Here is a 14,886-nt window from a genome sequence, read left to right as displayed (position 1 = left end):
CCCAAAGCGTAACGGAGGAGTTCGAAGGTACGCTAGTTACGGTCGGACATCGTGACGATAGTGCAATGGCATAAGCGTGCTTAACTGCGAGACTGACAAGTCGAGCAGATGCGAAAGCAGGACATAGTGATCCGGTGGTTCTGTATGGAAGGGCCATCGCTCAACGGATAAAAGGTACTCTGGGGATAACAGGCTGATACCGCCCAAGAGTTCATATCGACGGCGGTGTTTGGCACCTCGATGTCGGCTCATCTCATCCTGGGGCTGTAGTCGGTCCCAAGGGTATGGCTGTTCGCCATTTAAAGAGGTACGTGAGCTGGGTTTAAAACGTCGTGAGACAGTTTGGTCCCTATCTTCCGTGGGCGCTGCAGATTTGAGGAAGCCTGCTCCTAGTACGAGAGGACCGGAGTGGACACACCTCTGGTGTATCGGTTGTCACGCCAGTGGCATTGCCGAGTAGCTAAGTGTGGAAGAGATAACCGCTGAAAGCATCTAAGCGGGAAACTCGTTTCAAGATGAGATCTGCCGGGGCCTTGAGCCCCCTGAAGGGTCGTTGTAGACCACGACGTTGATAGGCTGGGTGTGGAAGTGCAGCAATGCATTAAGCTAACCAGTACTAATTGCCCGTGCGGCTTGACCCTATAACTTTGACTGCCAATCGCAGCTCAAGACTGTTATGCCAAGTACGCAATCAAATCCACGCTGATTCACAGACTCTATGAATTCGCTGTGCAGTCCTCACTGCTCAGCAACCCTTTATGCCTGATGACCATAGCAAGTTGGTCCCACTCCTTCCCATCCCGAACAGGACAGTGAAACGACTTCGCGCCGATGATAGTGCGGGTTCCCGTGTGAAAGTAGGTCATCGTCAGGCTCTTACAGCCCAAACCGCCCTCCCACTAACATAGTGGGAGGGCGTTTTGCTTTGCAGCGATAACGCCGTATTTCATGCAGCTTCAGGACATTCTCTATTCGCAAGGATTCGGCACGCGCCGCATTTGCGCCGGCTTGATTCAGCAGGGCAGAGTTGCCATTCATGCGACAGGCACCCGAGAGCCCACGATCTGCCAAGACGCGACACAGGATATTGATGTCGAAGGTTTGGTGTTGCGCGTTCAAGGAGTGGATTGGCCATACCAACCCAAGGCCTATGTCATGCTGCATAAGCCTGCAGGAACCGAGTGTTCGCAAAAGCCATCGGCCTATCCCAGCATCTACACGTTGTTGCCCGCTCCTCTTAGGCAGAGGCCCAGCAAGGGTTCTGTAGATGGTGTGCAGGCCGTGGGGCGCTTGGACCAGGACACCACCGGTTTGCTGTTACTCAGTGACGATGGGCAATTCATCCACCGCATGAGTTCGCCCAAAAAGCATGTGCCAAAGGTATACCGTGTGACGGCCAAGCATCCCGTGACCAAGGAACAGGTCGACCGCTTGCTGGAAGGTGTGGTGCTCGATGATGACCCACGCCCTGTGCGGGCGGCTGCCTGCGCGTTAGTCGACGCGCATGTGCTTGACCTGACCCTGACGGAAGGGAAGTACCACCAAGTGAAGCGCATGATCGCCGCGGTAGGCAATCGGGTGGAAGCCTTGCATCGGTCGCATATCGGCCGTTTGGCATTGCCGGCGGATATGCAGCCGGGGGAGTGGCGTTGGCTCGGCGAAGAGGAACTCGCCCTGCTGCGGTAGCGAAAGACAGACAAGTGGTCTGCGCCCGTCGCGATCCAATAGGCGATTGCGTCAACGTCGCGCACATCGCGTCCGTTGTCTGCAAGTCACTTCTGTGAGTGATGTCCGAATATTCGCAGGCGGGTGCCCAGTAGGAAGGGGAGCAGGGTGGTCAATCAGATGATGAGGCGCGTGGCATGCTGAAGCGGGGCGCGATATTTGAAGCGTCAGAAGCGCGATAAATCGAAGCTCAAATTATTTCGCAGTGAGCAACAAAATTGCACACCTGGAAATACAGGACTCAGCGCAACAACAATTCGCGCAGATCATTCGCTCGCTGTACAGCATCTGCCGCGCTGAGTTTGCCTTCAAAGATGAGGCTCTTCCCAGCAGAACGTGCCAGCAATGCTTCGGTTTCTAGCACGCTCGCCACAAGATCAACGACTGGCGCCATGCCAGCAGTAGAACCGCCGCGCGCCACGACGTCAGAGATCGCATCGCGGATGCGATCAAGGCTCGCAAAGATGAGCGGATCAGCGCTGAGTGCATCTTCCGGCATGCTCATTGAGCTACTTCCTTGCCACGCTCCAGATCACGTAGGAATGCCTGCAACGTGGCCGCTCCCGCGGCATCAGTCCTGAGCTGGCCATAGCCCCGGCCGTTTTGCTGCAGATTGATGGTGATGGTCTGGCCGCTGCGCATGGACTCCAGCGGCGTCTGACTGGACTGGCTGGCGTTGCCGTTACCTTTCATGGTGTTGCGCAAAGCCATGGCGTCCACCTCGGCCTGCCATTCGGCCAGCGTGGTCTGGCGCTGAAAACTGCCCAGGCTGCCCGCGCTACGCGTGCTGAAAGGGTTTTTCTTGGCGTATTGCTTTTCCCACTCGGCCAGCCAGGCATTGGCCTGCTCATTGGACTCGAAGGACGGCACCGCGTCCGCATTGGTGATGGTGCCTGCGGCGCGCTTGGCCTCCTCCAGCTTGAGCGCGCGTGTGGCCAGATCGTTGGCTTTTTCCTGCGCGGCGATCTCGCGCTCTTTTTCGGCATTGAGCCGCTCCAGCGCGCTGCGGTGGGTATCCACGCTTTTGGCGGTCTGGTCGTGCGCGCGGCCGGCCTTGTGCACAGCATCGGCTGACACCAGCGTGGCCTTGCCCGCGGCGTCCACCTCAACCCGGTAGCCGCGCACCGCGGCCTGACCCTGCACCCAGCTGGGCGCTATGCCGTTGTTGGCGGCAATGGCGGCGTCTGCGGACTTCTTGAAGGCCTCGGCCAGCTCGCGGGCGCTGGCCGTGCCGCTGGCGGTGAGCGTGTCGTAGGCGTCCTTGGCACTGGCCGCCACCTTTTTCAACTCCTCATCGCTAGTGATGCCCAGCTGCTTCATGGCCTCGCGCACGCTGTTGATGCCGGGGGTGGCCTTGTCCAGGGCGTCTTTGAGAGCGTTGGCCTTGTCCTTGGCCTGGTCGAGCAGGCCGTCGGCAATCTTGTCGCCCAGTTGGGCGCGCACGGCCTCAATGCGCGTGCGCAGCGCCTCAATGGCGGCCTGGCTGTCTGCGGTGGTGATGGCCTTGCCCAGGCTTTGCACCAGCGCAGCGCCCGTGTCCACCCCTTGGTCCTTCAGGCGGCCGAGGTTGGCGATCATGAAATCCACGTCGGCCACCGCGCTCTGCGCCGCCTTGCCCATGCCGCCCGCGAGCACATCGAAGTCACCGCCCGCACGGCGGATGGCCTCGCGCAGGCCCGCATCCAATGCCTGCTGCAGCTGCACGGCGCCTTCACTGGCACCCTCCAGCGCCTGACGCGCGCGCACCTCAAATTCATTGAGGTTGACGTCTTTGAGTGCCACCGTCCAGGCATCGCGGAACTGCGTTGCCGTGATCTTGCCCTGCGCCACCAGGCTGTCCAGCACCACCGCTGCATCGTGGATGCCGGCGGCGCTGGCCAGGTCAAAGTCCTTGCCGATCTTGGCCAGCGCCTCGGCGGCCGTGTCGCCCTTTTCCACCAGCACGTCAAACTGTTTGACGAGATCGTCGCTTTTGCTCACCGTCTGACCGATGGCCTGGGTGGCCGCCTCCGCGGCCTTCTTGGGGCCGTTGACGGGCTTCTCCTCCAGCATCTTCTTGACAGCGGCATCGCCCTCTTCGGCAGCCCGCTTGGCCCGAAAAAACTCTTGCACCAGTTCGGCCACACCCAACGCCAACCCAATGCCGGTGAGCGAGCGCAGTACGCGTACGGCTGTGGCTAGGCCCGTGGCCGCGGTCGTTGCCACCGCCATCTGCCCGGCAGCCGCCCCGCTGGCGGCGCCCACGGCCGTCATGCCCGTGCTGGCTGCCACGGCGCCGCTGGCCATCGACAGCAGCGTACCTGCCATGTTGGCCGCCTTCAGCGCCAGCGCGGCCTCGGCCACCAGCTTGATCTGGGGGCCAAAGCCCGCCAAGGCCTTGACCACCGTCTCCACCGTCATGGCCGTGGAGATGAAGGTGTCCGCCAGCGCCTTGGCCTTCGCCTGCAGCTCGCCGGTCTGCTTCATGCGGTCGAACTCGGCCAGCAGCTCGCGCACCTTGTCGGTCAGGAATTCCAGCACGCCCGACTGGGCCACCATGTCGTAGAACTCGGCCAGCGCGTCCTTGGCATTGGCCACCGCGCCGGCGTAGGTGTTCATGAGCTTGTCGCTGGCACCGGCATTCATGCGCCCCAGCTCGTCGATCAACTGGCCGATCACGTCGCGGCCTAGCGCGCCGGCCTCGCTCATGCGCTGCAGCTCAGGCACCGTGCGGCCCGTGGCACGGGCCAGGGCATCCCACACGGGTACGCCGCGCTCGGCCAGCTGCATGATTTCCTCGCCTTGCAGCTTGCCCTTGGCCCAGGCCTGGCCCAGGGCCAGCGTCACGCCCGACAGTGTCTCGGTACCGCCGCCCAGGTTGGATGCCACATCCACCAGCGAGCGCATCTGCGCCTCGGTGGGCTGCATGCCCATGGCCGTGAGCTTAATGAAGGACTCGGTCAGCCCCGCCACCTCAAACGGCGTGCTGGCCGCCAGGTCCTTGATCATGCCGAAGGCGGCTTGCGCCTTCTCGGTGCCGCCCAGCAGGTTTTCCAGGCGCACGCGCACGTTCTCGAACTCGGATCCGGTGGCCACCAGTTGGCCCACTAAGTCCCCCGCGCTGCTGATGCCCGCCAGCGCCGCCGTCCAGGCCACAGCCTTGTGCGCCGCGCTGGCCAGCGAGCCCGCAGCGCCCTCGGCCGCCTGGCCCACGCCGGCCAGGGCGGGCGGTGTCTGCTGCGCCTGCCCGCGCACTTCAGCCAGGCGCTGGTTGAAGGCGGCCACGGCCGCCGCCTTGTCGGCGGGCAGCACGTCGGGCGCGTTGCGAATCTGGGCCAGCGCCGCCTGCAGCTGCTGCACCTCCTGCTCGACCGCCTGCACGCCCTTCACGCCCAACACCTTGAACGATTGCTCCAGGGCGCTGGCGGCAGTGCTGGATTCGCCCGCCACCGCCTTCATGGTGCCGCCGTAGCTCGATTCCAGCTTTTGCAACGCGGCCAGAAACTGCTGCGTGGCAAGGCGAATCTCGAATTCCAGTGAATTTTTATCGGCGGCCATAATGGTGCAATGTCAAGGTTGTTGCTGCTGCTCACCCTCCTGTCCGCACTGATGGGCTTGGCGGGCGCGGCCGGGTTTTTCTTCATGCTGGCGCTGGCCTGCGCCTGTGGGTGGCTGGTGTTTGGGCCAGGCGGGCTCTGGCTGTAAGCTTGCGTAGGTTGCTGTCGAGTCCTCTATGGCTCACGCTCCCAGCGCGCGCTGAATCTCAGCGATCGATTGCTTCACGCCTTCCAGCTCATCTTCAAGGTCTTCGCGCTCGCTTTCGAGCACCTCAATCAGGCCGCGCCGTTCATCGACTTTAGGTGCATCAGGCGCTGGCCACTTTGTGCCCACTGAAGCGCACACCTCCCCGTACAGCTTCTCGGTCACGATGTCAGGAACGAAGAAGCACCAGGCCCCGAAGGCGTCCCGCCCATCCCACAATGCGGCGTGATCTGGCAAAGCGATGGCTTGCTCTCGCAGGTTGCCATCTTCGTCTTCAAAATTGCTCCAAGGCCTTTCTTGCATGGGCTTGTGTAGGTCGTGCCCGTTGCCACGGTTGGGGCGTGTCCATTCCCGCATGAACAAGGATCTCGCGTACTTTTCACCCCGGGCCTTCACGTAGTTTTCCAAGTACTTGCGGAAGTCTTCGATGCTCACGGGCGCTGCGCGCAACGTATTCACCTGCGCATCGATTTCCAGAATGCGCTTTTGTGTCGCTGCCTGCTTGCCACGCAAGGACTGCAGCTCATCGGAAACAGCTGCCAGTGCAGACTTTGCTGTATCAGGGATGCTCATAATCACCTCTGCCTATCGACGAGAAAAAAATTGGTGCGCGGCCCCCGCGTAAGTCAGGCCTGGCGTTGACATCTGGATGTCCAGGATGGACTCATGATCCGAGACGCGCTCGCGATCAAAGTTGTTGCCATTGGCTCGACGTGCTTTGTAGTCCTTGATGTGACGGTCCGCCTCGTGCGCTGCGGCCGCAAAGCTCATGCCTACGTTGTTTTTCATGAGCAGCTGCGCCATCCTTTGAAGAACCATACGCTCTTGGCCATGCGTGTCCGCTCGGCTCGCCCTCGCCTCCGAAAACGCAACTTCAAGCTGCTGAATCATTCCCATAACGGGCCTCCTTTCGCTTCTCTCGAAACTGTCTAGCGCGACTTCTGCAAACTCAACGGGCTCCATCCCCTTTACTGCGGGCGTCATGGAAACAAGGAAGCCCACATGCTTTAGGTACCATTGACCGGGCAAAGGGTTGCGAGGGTCATAGGGTGGAAAAAATGAGGCGGATACGCCCGTGTGGTGCTCGCTTTTGACTTGGTTCACCAGCTCTTCGCTGAACTCGGCTGTTGCATACAGCCGATCACCACTTGTCGAAAGCGATTTGACCCATCCCATGGCGGGGCCATCTGTCTTTGGATGACCGCTCACCAGCGGGGCGGGTTTGATGTGAGGAGAAAAGCTTTCAGCGATCTGCTGAATGTCAGCTCTGGAGTACTCAAACTCATTTCCCCCCATCGTCTTGAACTTTCCCGCCCGGAAAATCTGAAACTTCTTTATTTGCATACAAGCCTCTACAAGCCCTTAAATGGCGATGCCGCACCCTTGGGGTGCGTTTCTGTTTTGGGACGCCCTGGGATTGATTCCTGGGCCTTGGAGGTGGTCTTCTTGCGGCGGTCCTTGATCACCTCTCGCTCAATGTTGCGAACGCGACTTGAAGTCAGCCCAGTCATCCGTGCTACCTCAAGGTAGTCGCGTCCCTCTTTGATCAGCTCCAACACACGTTTGCGCCGCTCCTCAAACGCATATCCAGCACCTGAGGGGATGTAAGGCTGCGTGCCTCCAAAATCACGCGCAATGCCATAGACCAATTGCACGGCCAACTCTGCCGATGCATCCATGGAAAGCGGTTTTGGGCGCGTAATCAGCGTGACATAGAAACTGCGCGCAAAGTCACGCCACGCGTCAGACCATTGCGCCGTAAAAAAGGCTTCAAGGGGCGATATCTGCTCCTTGGTGAGGTGCTGTAGCACGGTGCGGTTCGTCGGCTGCATTGGCTGATGCGTTCTGTTGAAACGCATCAATGATCTTTGGCGACCATTTGCGCTAACCGATGATGCGCTCCACTTATTGACGGGCGCAGCAAGCTCCGCGAAATGCGGCGTCAACGCCGCTTTTCCAATCTCGCTCCCCGCTTGGAAAGGGCTCGCAACGCCAGCGCCAACGCGCCTCCAAACAAATCCAGAATCAGAACTGGCCTTTCGACCCGCCCCGGCCGAACAATGCAGTCATCGCAACTACCCACTGCACGAGGTGCCGCCATGAATCAAACCCCCGCTGATCTGAGCCCCGAGACCGCTGCATGGATGCAGGCGCAAATGGCGATCAACAACGCCCGCACCGCCGCCGTTCTGCGCGAGGAAATCAACAAGGTGGACGACTGGGCCAATGGCATCTTCGCGGCGCTGCGTGACCTGCTGGCCGTGCAGCTGCGCGGCGCGCCGGAACTCGGTCAAGCGCTAGCGAAGGAATGGCACATCGCGGCGCGCGACTTCGAACGCATCCATGTGCAGGGCCTGCCTGCGAAGCAGGATGAGCCGCTGGAGTACCTGGAGGCGCGCAAGATGCTGTATCGGCTGTTCTCGCACCTGGGCACAATGCCGAAGGTGGGGAGAGGATGAAAACTCCGAACGTTCGCACTTCTCTCTAGAGAAAAGGCCGGAAAAACTCCGAACGTTCAGGTTTTTTCTGCGCCGTGGCGCAGATTTCTTCAGTCAGTAGGTCCTGAAAACACGGCCTCTCTCAAGGAACCACATTGGCAGTGCAGACAGTTCAATCTGCGCCGTGGCGCAGATTTTCATGGAGGCGCGCAAGATGCTGTATCGGCTGTTCTCGCACCTGGGCACAACTGCGGCGCATTCCGTTGCCGGAACTACCCGCAGCGGCGGGTAATTTTGAAGGTGCTACAGAGGGAAGCACCGAAAAACTACCCGCCACGGCGGGTAATTTGGAAGATTTCTGCCGCCGCTCCGAGCGCAAAGTTGCGGTTCACGGCAACTTTCAGCGGATCGCAAGGGCTCCGCAAAATGCTGCGACGTCGCATCATTTGGCGAAACCCGCAAAGTTGCCGACGTCGGCAACTTTGGTCTATCATCTGGCAATCCCCTCGGGGATGCGGAGCTTGGCGGCTCCTGGACGAAGGCGCAGCAGCCGCGCGCCTCTAAACGAGACGGCGGCTTTTCTTTTTTCCATCCCCAGGCTGCGCTGGGGCACGGTACCCGGTTTCGGCGGGCCGTGCGGGACTCTCCGAAAGGAGGGTGCCGGTCCCTTCGTCCGGTCCGCCAACCCGCACGGTCTGCCACCCTCTCTTGGCGGAGTGGGCGGCAGGTTCTTCACCTGTCACGAAGGAGCCATCATGGCTGACACCCTCGCCCCCATCGGCGCGCACACCGCCGCCGCTTTCCCCACGGACCCGATCCGGCTTTATGCCAAGCTGATGAACAGCTTGAGCCGTTGCCAGCATGAGCTGCGCGCAGCGACGCCTTGCTATGACGTGGCCCAGTCGCACATGGACAGCGCGCGTGATGCCCTGGCGGCGCTCATTTCCCTTGAGTCCGGTTCCATTCACTGAGGGAGCGTCCATGTTGCACTACGAACTCTCCGAAACCGAACTGAGCCGCCTGGATGACTGCATGAAGCAGCTCGACTTCATCACCGATCTGTGCGGCCACATCAAGGGCCATCCCAGCCTCTCAATCGATGGCCTGCAGAGCTTTTTGTGCGCCATACAGCAGGGCTTGTGTACCACGCTCAAGGCGGTAGAAGAACGGCGGGAAGCACAGCAGGTGTTGAACCAAGGCGTGTACCAGCAGCATGCGCCGGTCGGCATCTCCCCTGATCTACTGGTGCGGATCATGGAGGCATGCAGCGGCGCGGACGTCGGCCAGGATGCTCTGGCGCAGCTCAACGATGAACTGTTCCAAGTCGCGGTCAACGATGGCTTCCGCGAGGCGCCAAAGGCCTTCTACGCCGCACTGCAACGCCAAGGCTACAGCGTGACGTCCATGGTGCGCAATGGCGAAGCAAGCATCAATTTTGAGCGCCCCGCCGCTCAGGCCAAGCCGAAGGCCACTGCGCGCAAGCGAGAACGCCTGACAACGGCGGCGGCATGATGGCGACCCAGCGTAAGGCCCTCAGCGATGCTGAGTGGGAGGCACTTGTCCCCCATTGGTTCAAGCACCTGAGCGACTTCAGGGCGACTCGCACGGCGCGCGCCGCCATCGAGCAGGGGAACCACCTGCTGCGGGTGAAGGCGTCGCTGCCGCACGGCGAATGGCTCAACCACCTGGCCAATGTGCCCGGCTTGCCCACGAAAACGGCCCAACGCCTGATGGCGGTTGCGCGACGCTTCAGCGGTGCGCCTGACGCCTTTCTTGACGCCGTGGGCAGCGTCAGCAAGCTGATCGAGTTGCTCACGCTGGACGATGCGGAGTTGCTGATGCGCGGCGAGGCAGTCAACGGCCTGACGCTGGAGTGCATCGAACACATGACCGTGACTGAGCTGCGGGTAGCGAAACGCGACGCGCAAGCGCGTGATAGGGCCGAATGCAGGCCCGTGCGGCAGGCCAATCTGGTGCGCCTGTCGGTTGAAGAAGAGCGGATGCTGCGCCTGTTCCGCAAGTGCACCAAGCCCGCCAAGGCAGCGTTGTTCCGCGTGGCCGAGCAGCTGGCCCGCTCATAGCACGCAAACGAGAACGCCTTACAGAGCACGCCTGACACCTGCGCGTGCGAAAAAAAGGGGGGCCGCCATGGGATGATGGCAGCACCCCTTGTCGTTTCTAGAGACTGTTTCCCTACGCGAAACACATTTTCATATTCTCCGGATTATTTCTTCCAAGAACTACCCGGATCTACCCATTTATCGCGCCTCTCACTCTTCCTTTATCTCACTCCCGTTCAGCATGCGCGTGGTGGGCTGCTTGGCTGGTGTGGGGAACATCCGCTGGTGCGAGTGAGCCACCGGTGTTTGTTCTCAATTCGCTGCAGGCGGACATCAGCGTCATCGACCCCGCGACCTGGACTGAAATCGGCCGTATTGCCACTGGCAAGGAGCCGCACCACCTGTACCTCACGCCTGACGAGAAATCGCTGATTGTTGCCAACGCGCTCGGCGATAGCCTGACCTTCGTGGATCCTGCCACAGCGCAAGTGCAGCGTACGGTGCGGGGGATCGTGGATCCTTACCACTTGCGGTTTTCACCCGACATGAAATGGCTGGTCACGGCCGCCAACCGCCTCAACCATGTGGACTTCTACCGTTGGGACGGCAAGGAGCTCACGCTCGTGCAGCGCGTGTCCACTGGCAAGACGCCAAGCCACCTGTGGATCGATGCCGGCAGCCGCACGGTGTATTCGACCATGCAGGACAGCGATGAGCTGGTGGCCATCGATATATCGACGCAAAAGATCAAGTGGCGTACGAAGACAGGTGCCATGCCGGCGGATGTGTACGGCAGCCCGGACGGCAAGCATCTTTTTGTCGGCCTTACCGGCAGCGATAGCGTGGAGGTCTTCGATATTGCCGGTGAGCAGCCGCGCAGCGTGCAACGCATCAAGACGGGAGATGGCGCCCATGCCTTTCGCGCTGCGGGCGACGGCCGCCATTTGTTCGTGAGCAACCGAGTGGCCAATACCATCAGCAAGATCGACATGCAGGCGCTGCGCGTGGTGGATGGCTATCCGGCGCCCGGCGGGCCGGACTGCATGGATGTCTCGGCGGATGGCCGCTGGCTCTACGTCAGCGCCCGCTGGGCGCGCAAGATGCTCGTGATCGACACGGTGGAGCGCAAGGTGGCACGGGCCGTTCAAGTGGGCAAGTCTCCCCACGGCGTTTGGACACTCCGACATGCCAAGCGCTGAGCCACGCGGCCGCTCCCCCGGAGCACGGCGGAGGTGGCATATTTGTTGCACTTCAATTTTGATAGCTGTTGGCGCTTATCCAGCAAGCGCTACAGGCCAAAATGACTGCAAAGGCGCTGTGTACCTGACTTTTGACACTGGCCACATGGGCGTTGCGCATCTGGTGGCCGAGGTGCTGCAGCGCCAGCAGGTAAAGGCGACCTTCTTTGCCGCAGACGAACCGACTCAGACGGGCGGCAGCAGCCTGGGTGGCTACTGGGCGCCCTGGTGGCGCGCGCGCGCTGCAGAAGGGCACGAGTTCGCATCGCACACGCTGCACCATGTGTACTGGCGTGCCGACCAGGGGACGCCGCTGCAGCCGCGGTTCAAGGTCAGGCCATCGGCCGGTCCTCAGGCAGGTCAGGACCTGACGATGACGGGGGCGCAATACTGCGCACAGATCGATGGCGCTGCGAGCCGGTTGCGTGCCCTGACGGGCCGGGAGCCGCTCCCGCTATTCCGCGCGCCGGGTGGCAAGACCTCTCAGCGCCTGCTGGAGGCTGCCAAATCCTGCGGTTATACGCATGTGGGATGGAGTGCTGCGGGATTCCTCGGGGACGAGCTGCCCAGCGACCAATACAGTAATACGGCCCTGCTGGAGCGTGCGTTGCGCACCGTTCGTGACGGCGACATCCTGCTGGCGCATCTGGGCATCTGGTCACGCAAGGATCCATGGGCACCCGCTGTGCTGGAACCTCTCGTCAAAGGCCTGAAGGCGCGGGGCCTGTGCTTTCGCACGCTGCGCGAGCATCCTGTGTACGGAGCACAATCGCAGAGAAAATGACACAACGCCCGGCTATGCTGCCGCGCACCCACGCAACGCCACGGTGACTCATGTCAGGGCTGACCTATTTATTCGATACCGCGCAGCAATGGCTGTTCGAGACGCTGGTACAGCCCGCGCTCTTCATGCTGGGCCAGGCCAATGTGCTGGAGGACGGTTATGCCGCCACCGGATGGCTGCTGGTGGGACTGCTGCAACTGGGGGTGATGGTCACAGTGATCGGGCCTTTGGAGCGCTGGCGCCCGGTGGAGCCGTTGCGCGACCGTGGTGCCGTGCACGTGGACATGCTTTACACGCTGATCCATCGCCTGGGTCTTTTTCGCCTGGCACTGTTCTTCACCACGGAGCCTCTGTGGAATGCACTGTTTGGCGCCCTGCGCGCCCATGGCTGGAAGACCCTGCAGCTGGATGCGCTCTGGCCGGGTGTCTCCGACTTGCCCGTTGTGAGCCTGCTGCTGTACCTGCTGGTGTTCGACTTCGTGGACTATGGGATCCACCGCGGCCAGCACCGCTTTGAATGGTGGTGGAGGCTGCATGCGCTCCACCATTCGCAGCGGCAGATGACGATGTGGAGCGACAACCGCAACCATCTGCTGGACGATCTGCTGCGCGATGCCATCATCGTGTTCGTCGCGCAGTGCATCGGTGTGGCGCCGGGGCAGTTTGTCGCCATCGTGGCCCTCACTCAGCTCAGCGAGAACCTGCACCACGCCAACCTGCGCCTGTGGTTCGGCCAGGTGGGCGAGCGCCTGTGGGTCAGCCCGCGTTTCCACCGCATGCACCACGCCATGGGCCTGGGCCCTGAAGCTGCACCTGGGCAGGGAACCCATCAGCACCCGCATGCGGCAGTGCTGGGGGGCAATAACTTCGGCGTGTTGTTGCCGTGGTGGGACATGTTGTTCGGTACGGCCAACTTCGAGCACCGCTACGAGCCCACGGGCGTGCGCGACCAGGTGGAGGCGGACGCGGGCGGCCGCGTGCGTGATTACGGGCGGGGGTTCTGGGCGCAGCAGTGGCGCGGCCTGCTGCGGCTGGTGGGGCGGGCGTAGAGCGCCGATCGCGCTATGCTCGCGCGCATGGGGCTTTTCATCGATTCCTTCTGGCGCGCAGTGGGCTATTGCCTGATGCCGCGCGTCATTGCGCTGTCGCTGCTGCCGCTGGTGCTGATCACGGTGGTGGCGCTGGGCGGCGGCTATCTGTTCTGGACAACTGCCGTGGACTGGACGCAGACGGCGCTGGAAAGCTCCACCTGGCTGGGCCTGCTGTGGGGGTGGCTGCACAACTTTGGCGTGGATAACCTGCCCGTGGCGCTGGCGCCGCTGCTGGTGCTTATGGGAGCCACGCCACTGATCGTCATTGTCTGCGTGCTCGCGGTGGCGGTGTTGATGGCCCCTGCCATCGTGACTCTGGTGGCGCAGCGGCGTTTTGCGCAACTGCAGCGCAAGCGGGGCGGTTCATTCCTCGCCAGCGTGCTGTGGTCTCTGGGGGCGACCATCGCGGCGCTCATTGCGCTGGTGCTGTCCATGCCGCTGTGGCTGGTCCCGCCGCTGGTGTTGATCCTGCCTCCACTCATCTGGGGATGGCTCACCTACCGTGTCATGGCCTTTGACGCACTGGCCGAACACGCGAGCAAGCCGGAGCGGCAGGAGATTTTCAAGCGCCATCAGCTCAGCCTGCTGAGCATTGGCGTGTTGAGCGGATTTCTAGGGGCCGCGCCCGGCATTGTCTGGGCGTCGGGCGTGGTGTTCGCAGCGGCGTTCCTCGTCCTAGTGCCGATCGCCATCTGGATCTACACGCTGGTGTTCGCTTTCTCATCGCTGTGGTTCACGCATTTCTGTCTGGCCGCGCTGCAACAGCTGCGCGAGCAGCGAGGCGAACGCCCGCCGGGCGATACGCCTGCAACCGCCGCGCCCGCAACGCCAGCGCCTTCTTTGCCATCCTCGTCTCACCTGCAGGACAACCCATGACACCGGCTTTCGGCCTCATCATCGTTGGCGATGAAATCCTCTCGGGCAAGCGGGCGGACAAGCACCTCGCCAAGGTCATCGAACTGCTTGCGGCACGCGGGCTTGCGCTGTCCTATGCGGACTACGTGGGCGACGACCGTCCGCGCATCACGGCGGCGCTGCAGCGCGCCTTTGCCTCGTCGGACATCGTGTTCAGTTGCGGCGGCATTGGTGCCACTCCCGACGACCACACGCGCCAATGCGCGGCGGCCGCATTGCAACGCCCGCTGGTCCTGCACCCCGAGGCCAAGCGCCTGATCACCGAGCGCATGCAGGATGTGGCACGCGAACAGGGCGAGGCGTTCGACCCCGACCGCGCCGACAATCTGCATCGGCTGAACATGGGCGTTTTTCCTGAGGGCGCGCGCATCATTCCCAACCCTTACAACAAGATCCCCGGCTTCTCGTGTGACGGCCCTGGGGGCGGCATGGTGCATTTCGTGCCGGGGTTCCCGGTCATGGCCTGGCCTATGGTGGACTGGGCACTCCAGCATTACTGTGCCCCGTGGTTCAACCAGCAGCCGCAGATGGAGCGCTCCGTCGTGCTTTACGGCGCGATGGAAGCCGCGCTGACCCCGCTCATGGAGCGGGTCGAGGCCGGACATCCGGGGATCAAGGTGTTCAGCCTGCCGAGCGTGGACCATCCGGTGCACGGGCGGCATGTGGAATTGGGCGTCAAGGGGGCCGCTGCCCTGGTGCCTGCCGCGTGGCAGGCGCTGCAGGAAGGTTTGCACCAAACAGGTGCATCCATAGGCCCTGAAATGGTGCGCAAATGGTAAGAAGGCGGACCACTTAAAATCCTGCACGCGTTTGGTGCGCCGTCGCAGGGCTCTGCGCCCGGCTTGCCCCGTACGGGTGTCCCCATTCGCTGGCACGCAAACTGCTTTTCTGTGC

At 62.0% G+C, this 14,886-nt stretch carries 16 protein-coding genes and 2 rRNA genes (1 of these 18 running past the window's edge); 13 read left to right on the top strand and 5 right to left on the bottom strand.

The features are described from left to right. The 3 genes from BA022_RS09505 to BA022_RS09495 form a co-directional block, all read left to right on the top strand. Positions 1-641: ribosomal RNA gene (locus tag BA022_RS09505) — 23S ribosomal RNA — on the top strand (it extends 2,235 nt beyond the left edge of the window). 120 nt (positions 642-761) lie between these two features. Further along, positions 762-874: ribosomal RNA gene (gene rrf, locus BA022_RS09500) — 5S ribosomal RNA — on the top strand. A gap of 74 nt (positions 875-948) precedes the next feature. Beyond that, positions 949-1,686, top strand: a complete 738-nt coding sequence (locus tag BA022_RS09495) for a 16S rRNA pseudouridine(516) synthase (RefSeq protein ID WP_088887355.1) — start codon at positions 949-951, stop codon at positions 1,684-1,686. Positions 1,687-1,966: 280 nt separating this feature from the next. Here the strand turns inward: BA022_RS09495 and BA022_RS09490 are convergent, their stop codons facing one another. After that, the gene (locus BA022_RS09490; RefSeq protein ID WP_088887354.1) at positions 1,967-2,230 is read right to left on the bottom strand and encodes a hypothetical protein; all 264 of its coding nucleotides are present in this window, start codon (positions 2,228-2,230) and stop codon (positions 1,967-1,969) included. Next, on the bottom strand, positions 2,227-5,262 hold the full coding sequence (locus tag BA022_RS09485) for a tape measure protein (protein WP_088887353.1): 3,036 nt from the start codon (positions 5,260-5,262) through the stop codon (positions 2,227-2,229). Before BA022_RS09485 ends, BA022_RS09490 begins: the two co-directional genes overlap by 4 nt. A 21-nt stretch (positions 5,263-5,283) precedes the next feature. Between BA022_RS09485 and BA022_RS19555 the strand changes: the two genes are divergently transcribed. Then, a complete protein-coding gene (locus tag BA022_RS19555; RefSeq protein ID WP_257789743.1) occupies positions 5,284-5,409 on the top strand; it encodes a hypothetical protein in 126 nt (41 codons plus the stop codon). A 33-nt stretch (positions 5,410-5,442) separates the two neighbouring features. On the opposite strand, the gene BA022_RS09480 is transcribed toward BA022_RS19555, so the two are convergent. The 3 genes from BA022_RS09480 to BA022_RS09470 are packed head-to-tail and all read right to left on the bottom strand — an operon-like array spanning position 5,443 to position 7,412. Further along, the gene (locus tag BA022_RS09480) at positions 5,443-6,039 is read right to left on the bottom strand and encodes a hypothetical protein (RefSeq protein WP_088887352.1); all 597 of its coding nucleotides are present in this window, start codon (positions 6,037-6,039) and stop codon (positions 5,443-5,445) included. Positions 6,040-6,051: 12 nt separating this feature from the next. Next, the gene (locus tag BA022_RS09475; protein ID WP_088887351.1) at positions 6,052-6,810 is read right to left on the bottom strand and encodes a hypothetical protein; all 759 of its coding nucleotides are present in this window, start codon (positions 6,808-6,810) and stop codon (positions 6,052-6,054) included. 8 nt (positions 6,811-6,818) lie between these two features. Continuing rightward, a complete protein-coding gene (locus tag BA022_RS09470; RefSeq protein ID WP_148665168.1) occupies positions 6,819-7,412 on the bottom strand; it encodes a Mor transcription activator family protein in 594 nt (197 codons plus the stop codon). Between the two features lie 153 nt (positions 7,413-7,565). Between BA022_RS09470 and BA022_RS09465 the strand changes: the two genes are divergently transcribed. The 9 genes from BA022_RS09465 (at position 7,566) to BA022_RS09425 (ending at position 14,771) form a co-directional block, all read left to right on the top strand. Continuing rightward, positions 7,566-7,925 carry a hypothetical protein gene (locus tag BA022_RS09465; protein WP_088887349.1) on the top strand — a complete coding sequence of 120 codons (360 nt, stop codon included), beginning with the start codon at positions 7,566-7,568 and terminating at the stop codon, positions 7,923-7,925. Positions 7,926-8,659: 734 nt separating this feature from the next. Further along, the gene (locus BA022_RS09460; protein WP_088887348.1) at positions 8,660-8,875 is read left to right on the top strand and encodes a hypothetical protein; all 216 of its coding nucleotides are present in this window, start codon (positions 8,660-8,662) and stop codon (positions 8,873-8,875) included. Positions 8,876-8,885: 10 nt separating this feature from the next. Further along, positions 8,886-9,416 carry a hypothetical protein gene (locus BA022_RS09455; protein ID WP_088887347.1) on the top strand — a complete coding sequence of 177 codons (531 nt, stop codon included), beginning with the start codon at positions 8,886-8,888 and terminating at the stop codon, positions 9,414-9,416. Next, positions 9,413-9,985, top strand: a complete 573-nt coding sequence (locus tag BA022_RS09450; RefSeq protein ID WP_088887346.1) for a DUF3102 domain-containing protein — start codon at positions 9,413-9,415, stop codon at positions 9,983-9,985. The genes BA022_RS09455 and BA022_RS09450 overlap by 4 nt, the downstream gene beginning before the upstream one ends. A gap of 242 nt (positions 9,986-10,227) precedes the next feature. After that, entirely contained in the window at positions 10,228-11,163 is a 936-nt protein-coding gene (locus tag BA022_RS09445; RefSeq protein ID WP_088887345.1) for a YncE family protein, read from the top strand. Continuing rightward, entirely contained in the window at positions 11,150-11,986 is an 837-nt protein-coding gene (locus BA022_RS09440) for a polysaccharide deacetylase family protein (RefSeq protein WP_088887344.1), read from the top strand. Before BA022_RS09445 ends, BA022_RS09440 begins: the two co-directional genes overlap by 14 nt. A 50-nt stretch (positions 11,987-12,036) precedes the next feature. Next, positions 12,037-13,035 (top strand): sterol desaturase family protein, encoded by a 999-nt coding sequence (locus BA022_RS09435; RefSeq protein ID WP_088887343.1) that lies wholly within the window; start codon positions 12,037-12,039, stop codon positions 13,033-13,035. A 27-nt stretch (positions 13,036-13,062) separates the two neighbouring features. Continuing rightward, positions 13,063-13,953, top strand: coding sequence for an EI24 domain-containing protein (locus BA022_RS09430; protein WP_228403807.1), 891 nt, complete (start codon positions 13,063-13,065; stop codon positions 13,951-13,953). Beyond that, a complete protein-coding gene (locus tag BA022_RS09425) occupies positions 13,950-14,771 on the top strand; it encodes a competence/damage-inducible protein A (protein WP_088887341.1) in 822 nt (273 codons plus the stop codon). Before BA022_RS09430 ends, BA022_RS09425 begins: the two co-directional genes overlap by 4 nt. Positions 14,772-14,886: the final 115 nt, after the last annotated feature.

Source organism: Diaphorobacter nitroreducens (assembly GCF_002214645.1).
GTDB classification, from domain to species: Bacteria; Pseudomonadota; Gammaproteobacteria; order Burkholderiales; family Burkholderiaceae_C; genus Diaphorobacter; species Diaphorobacter nitroreducens.
This window is presented reverse-complemented; position numbering and strand designations above follow the sequence as displayed.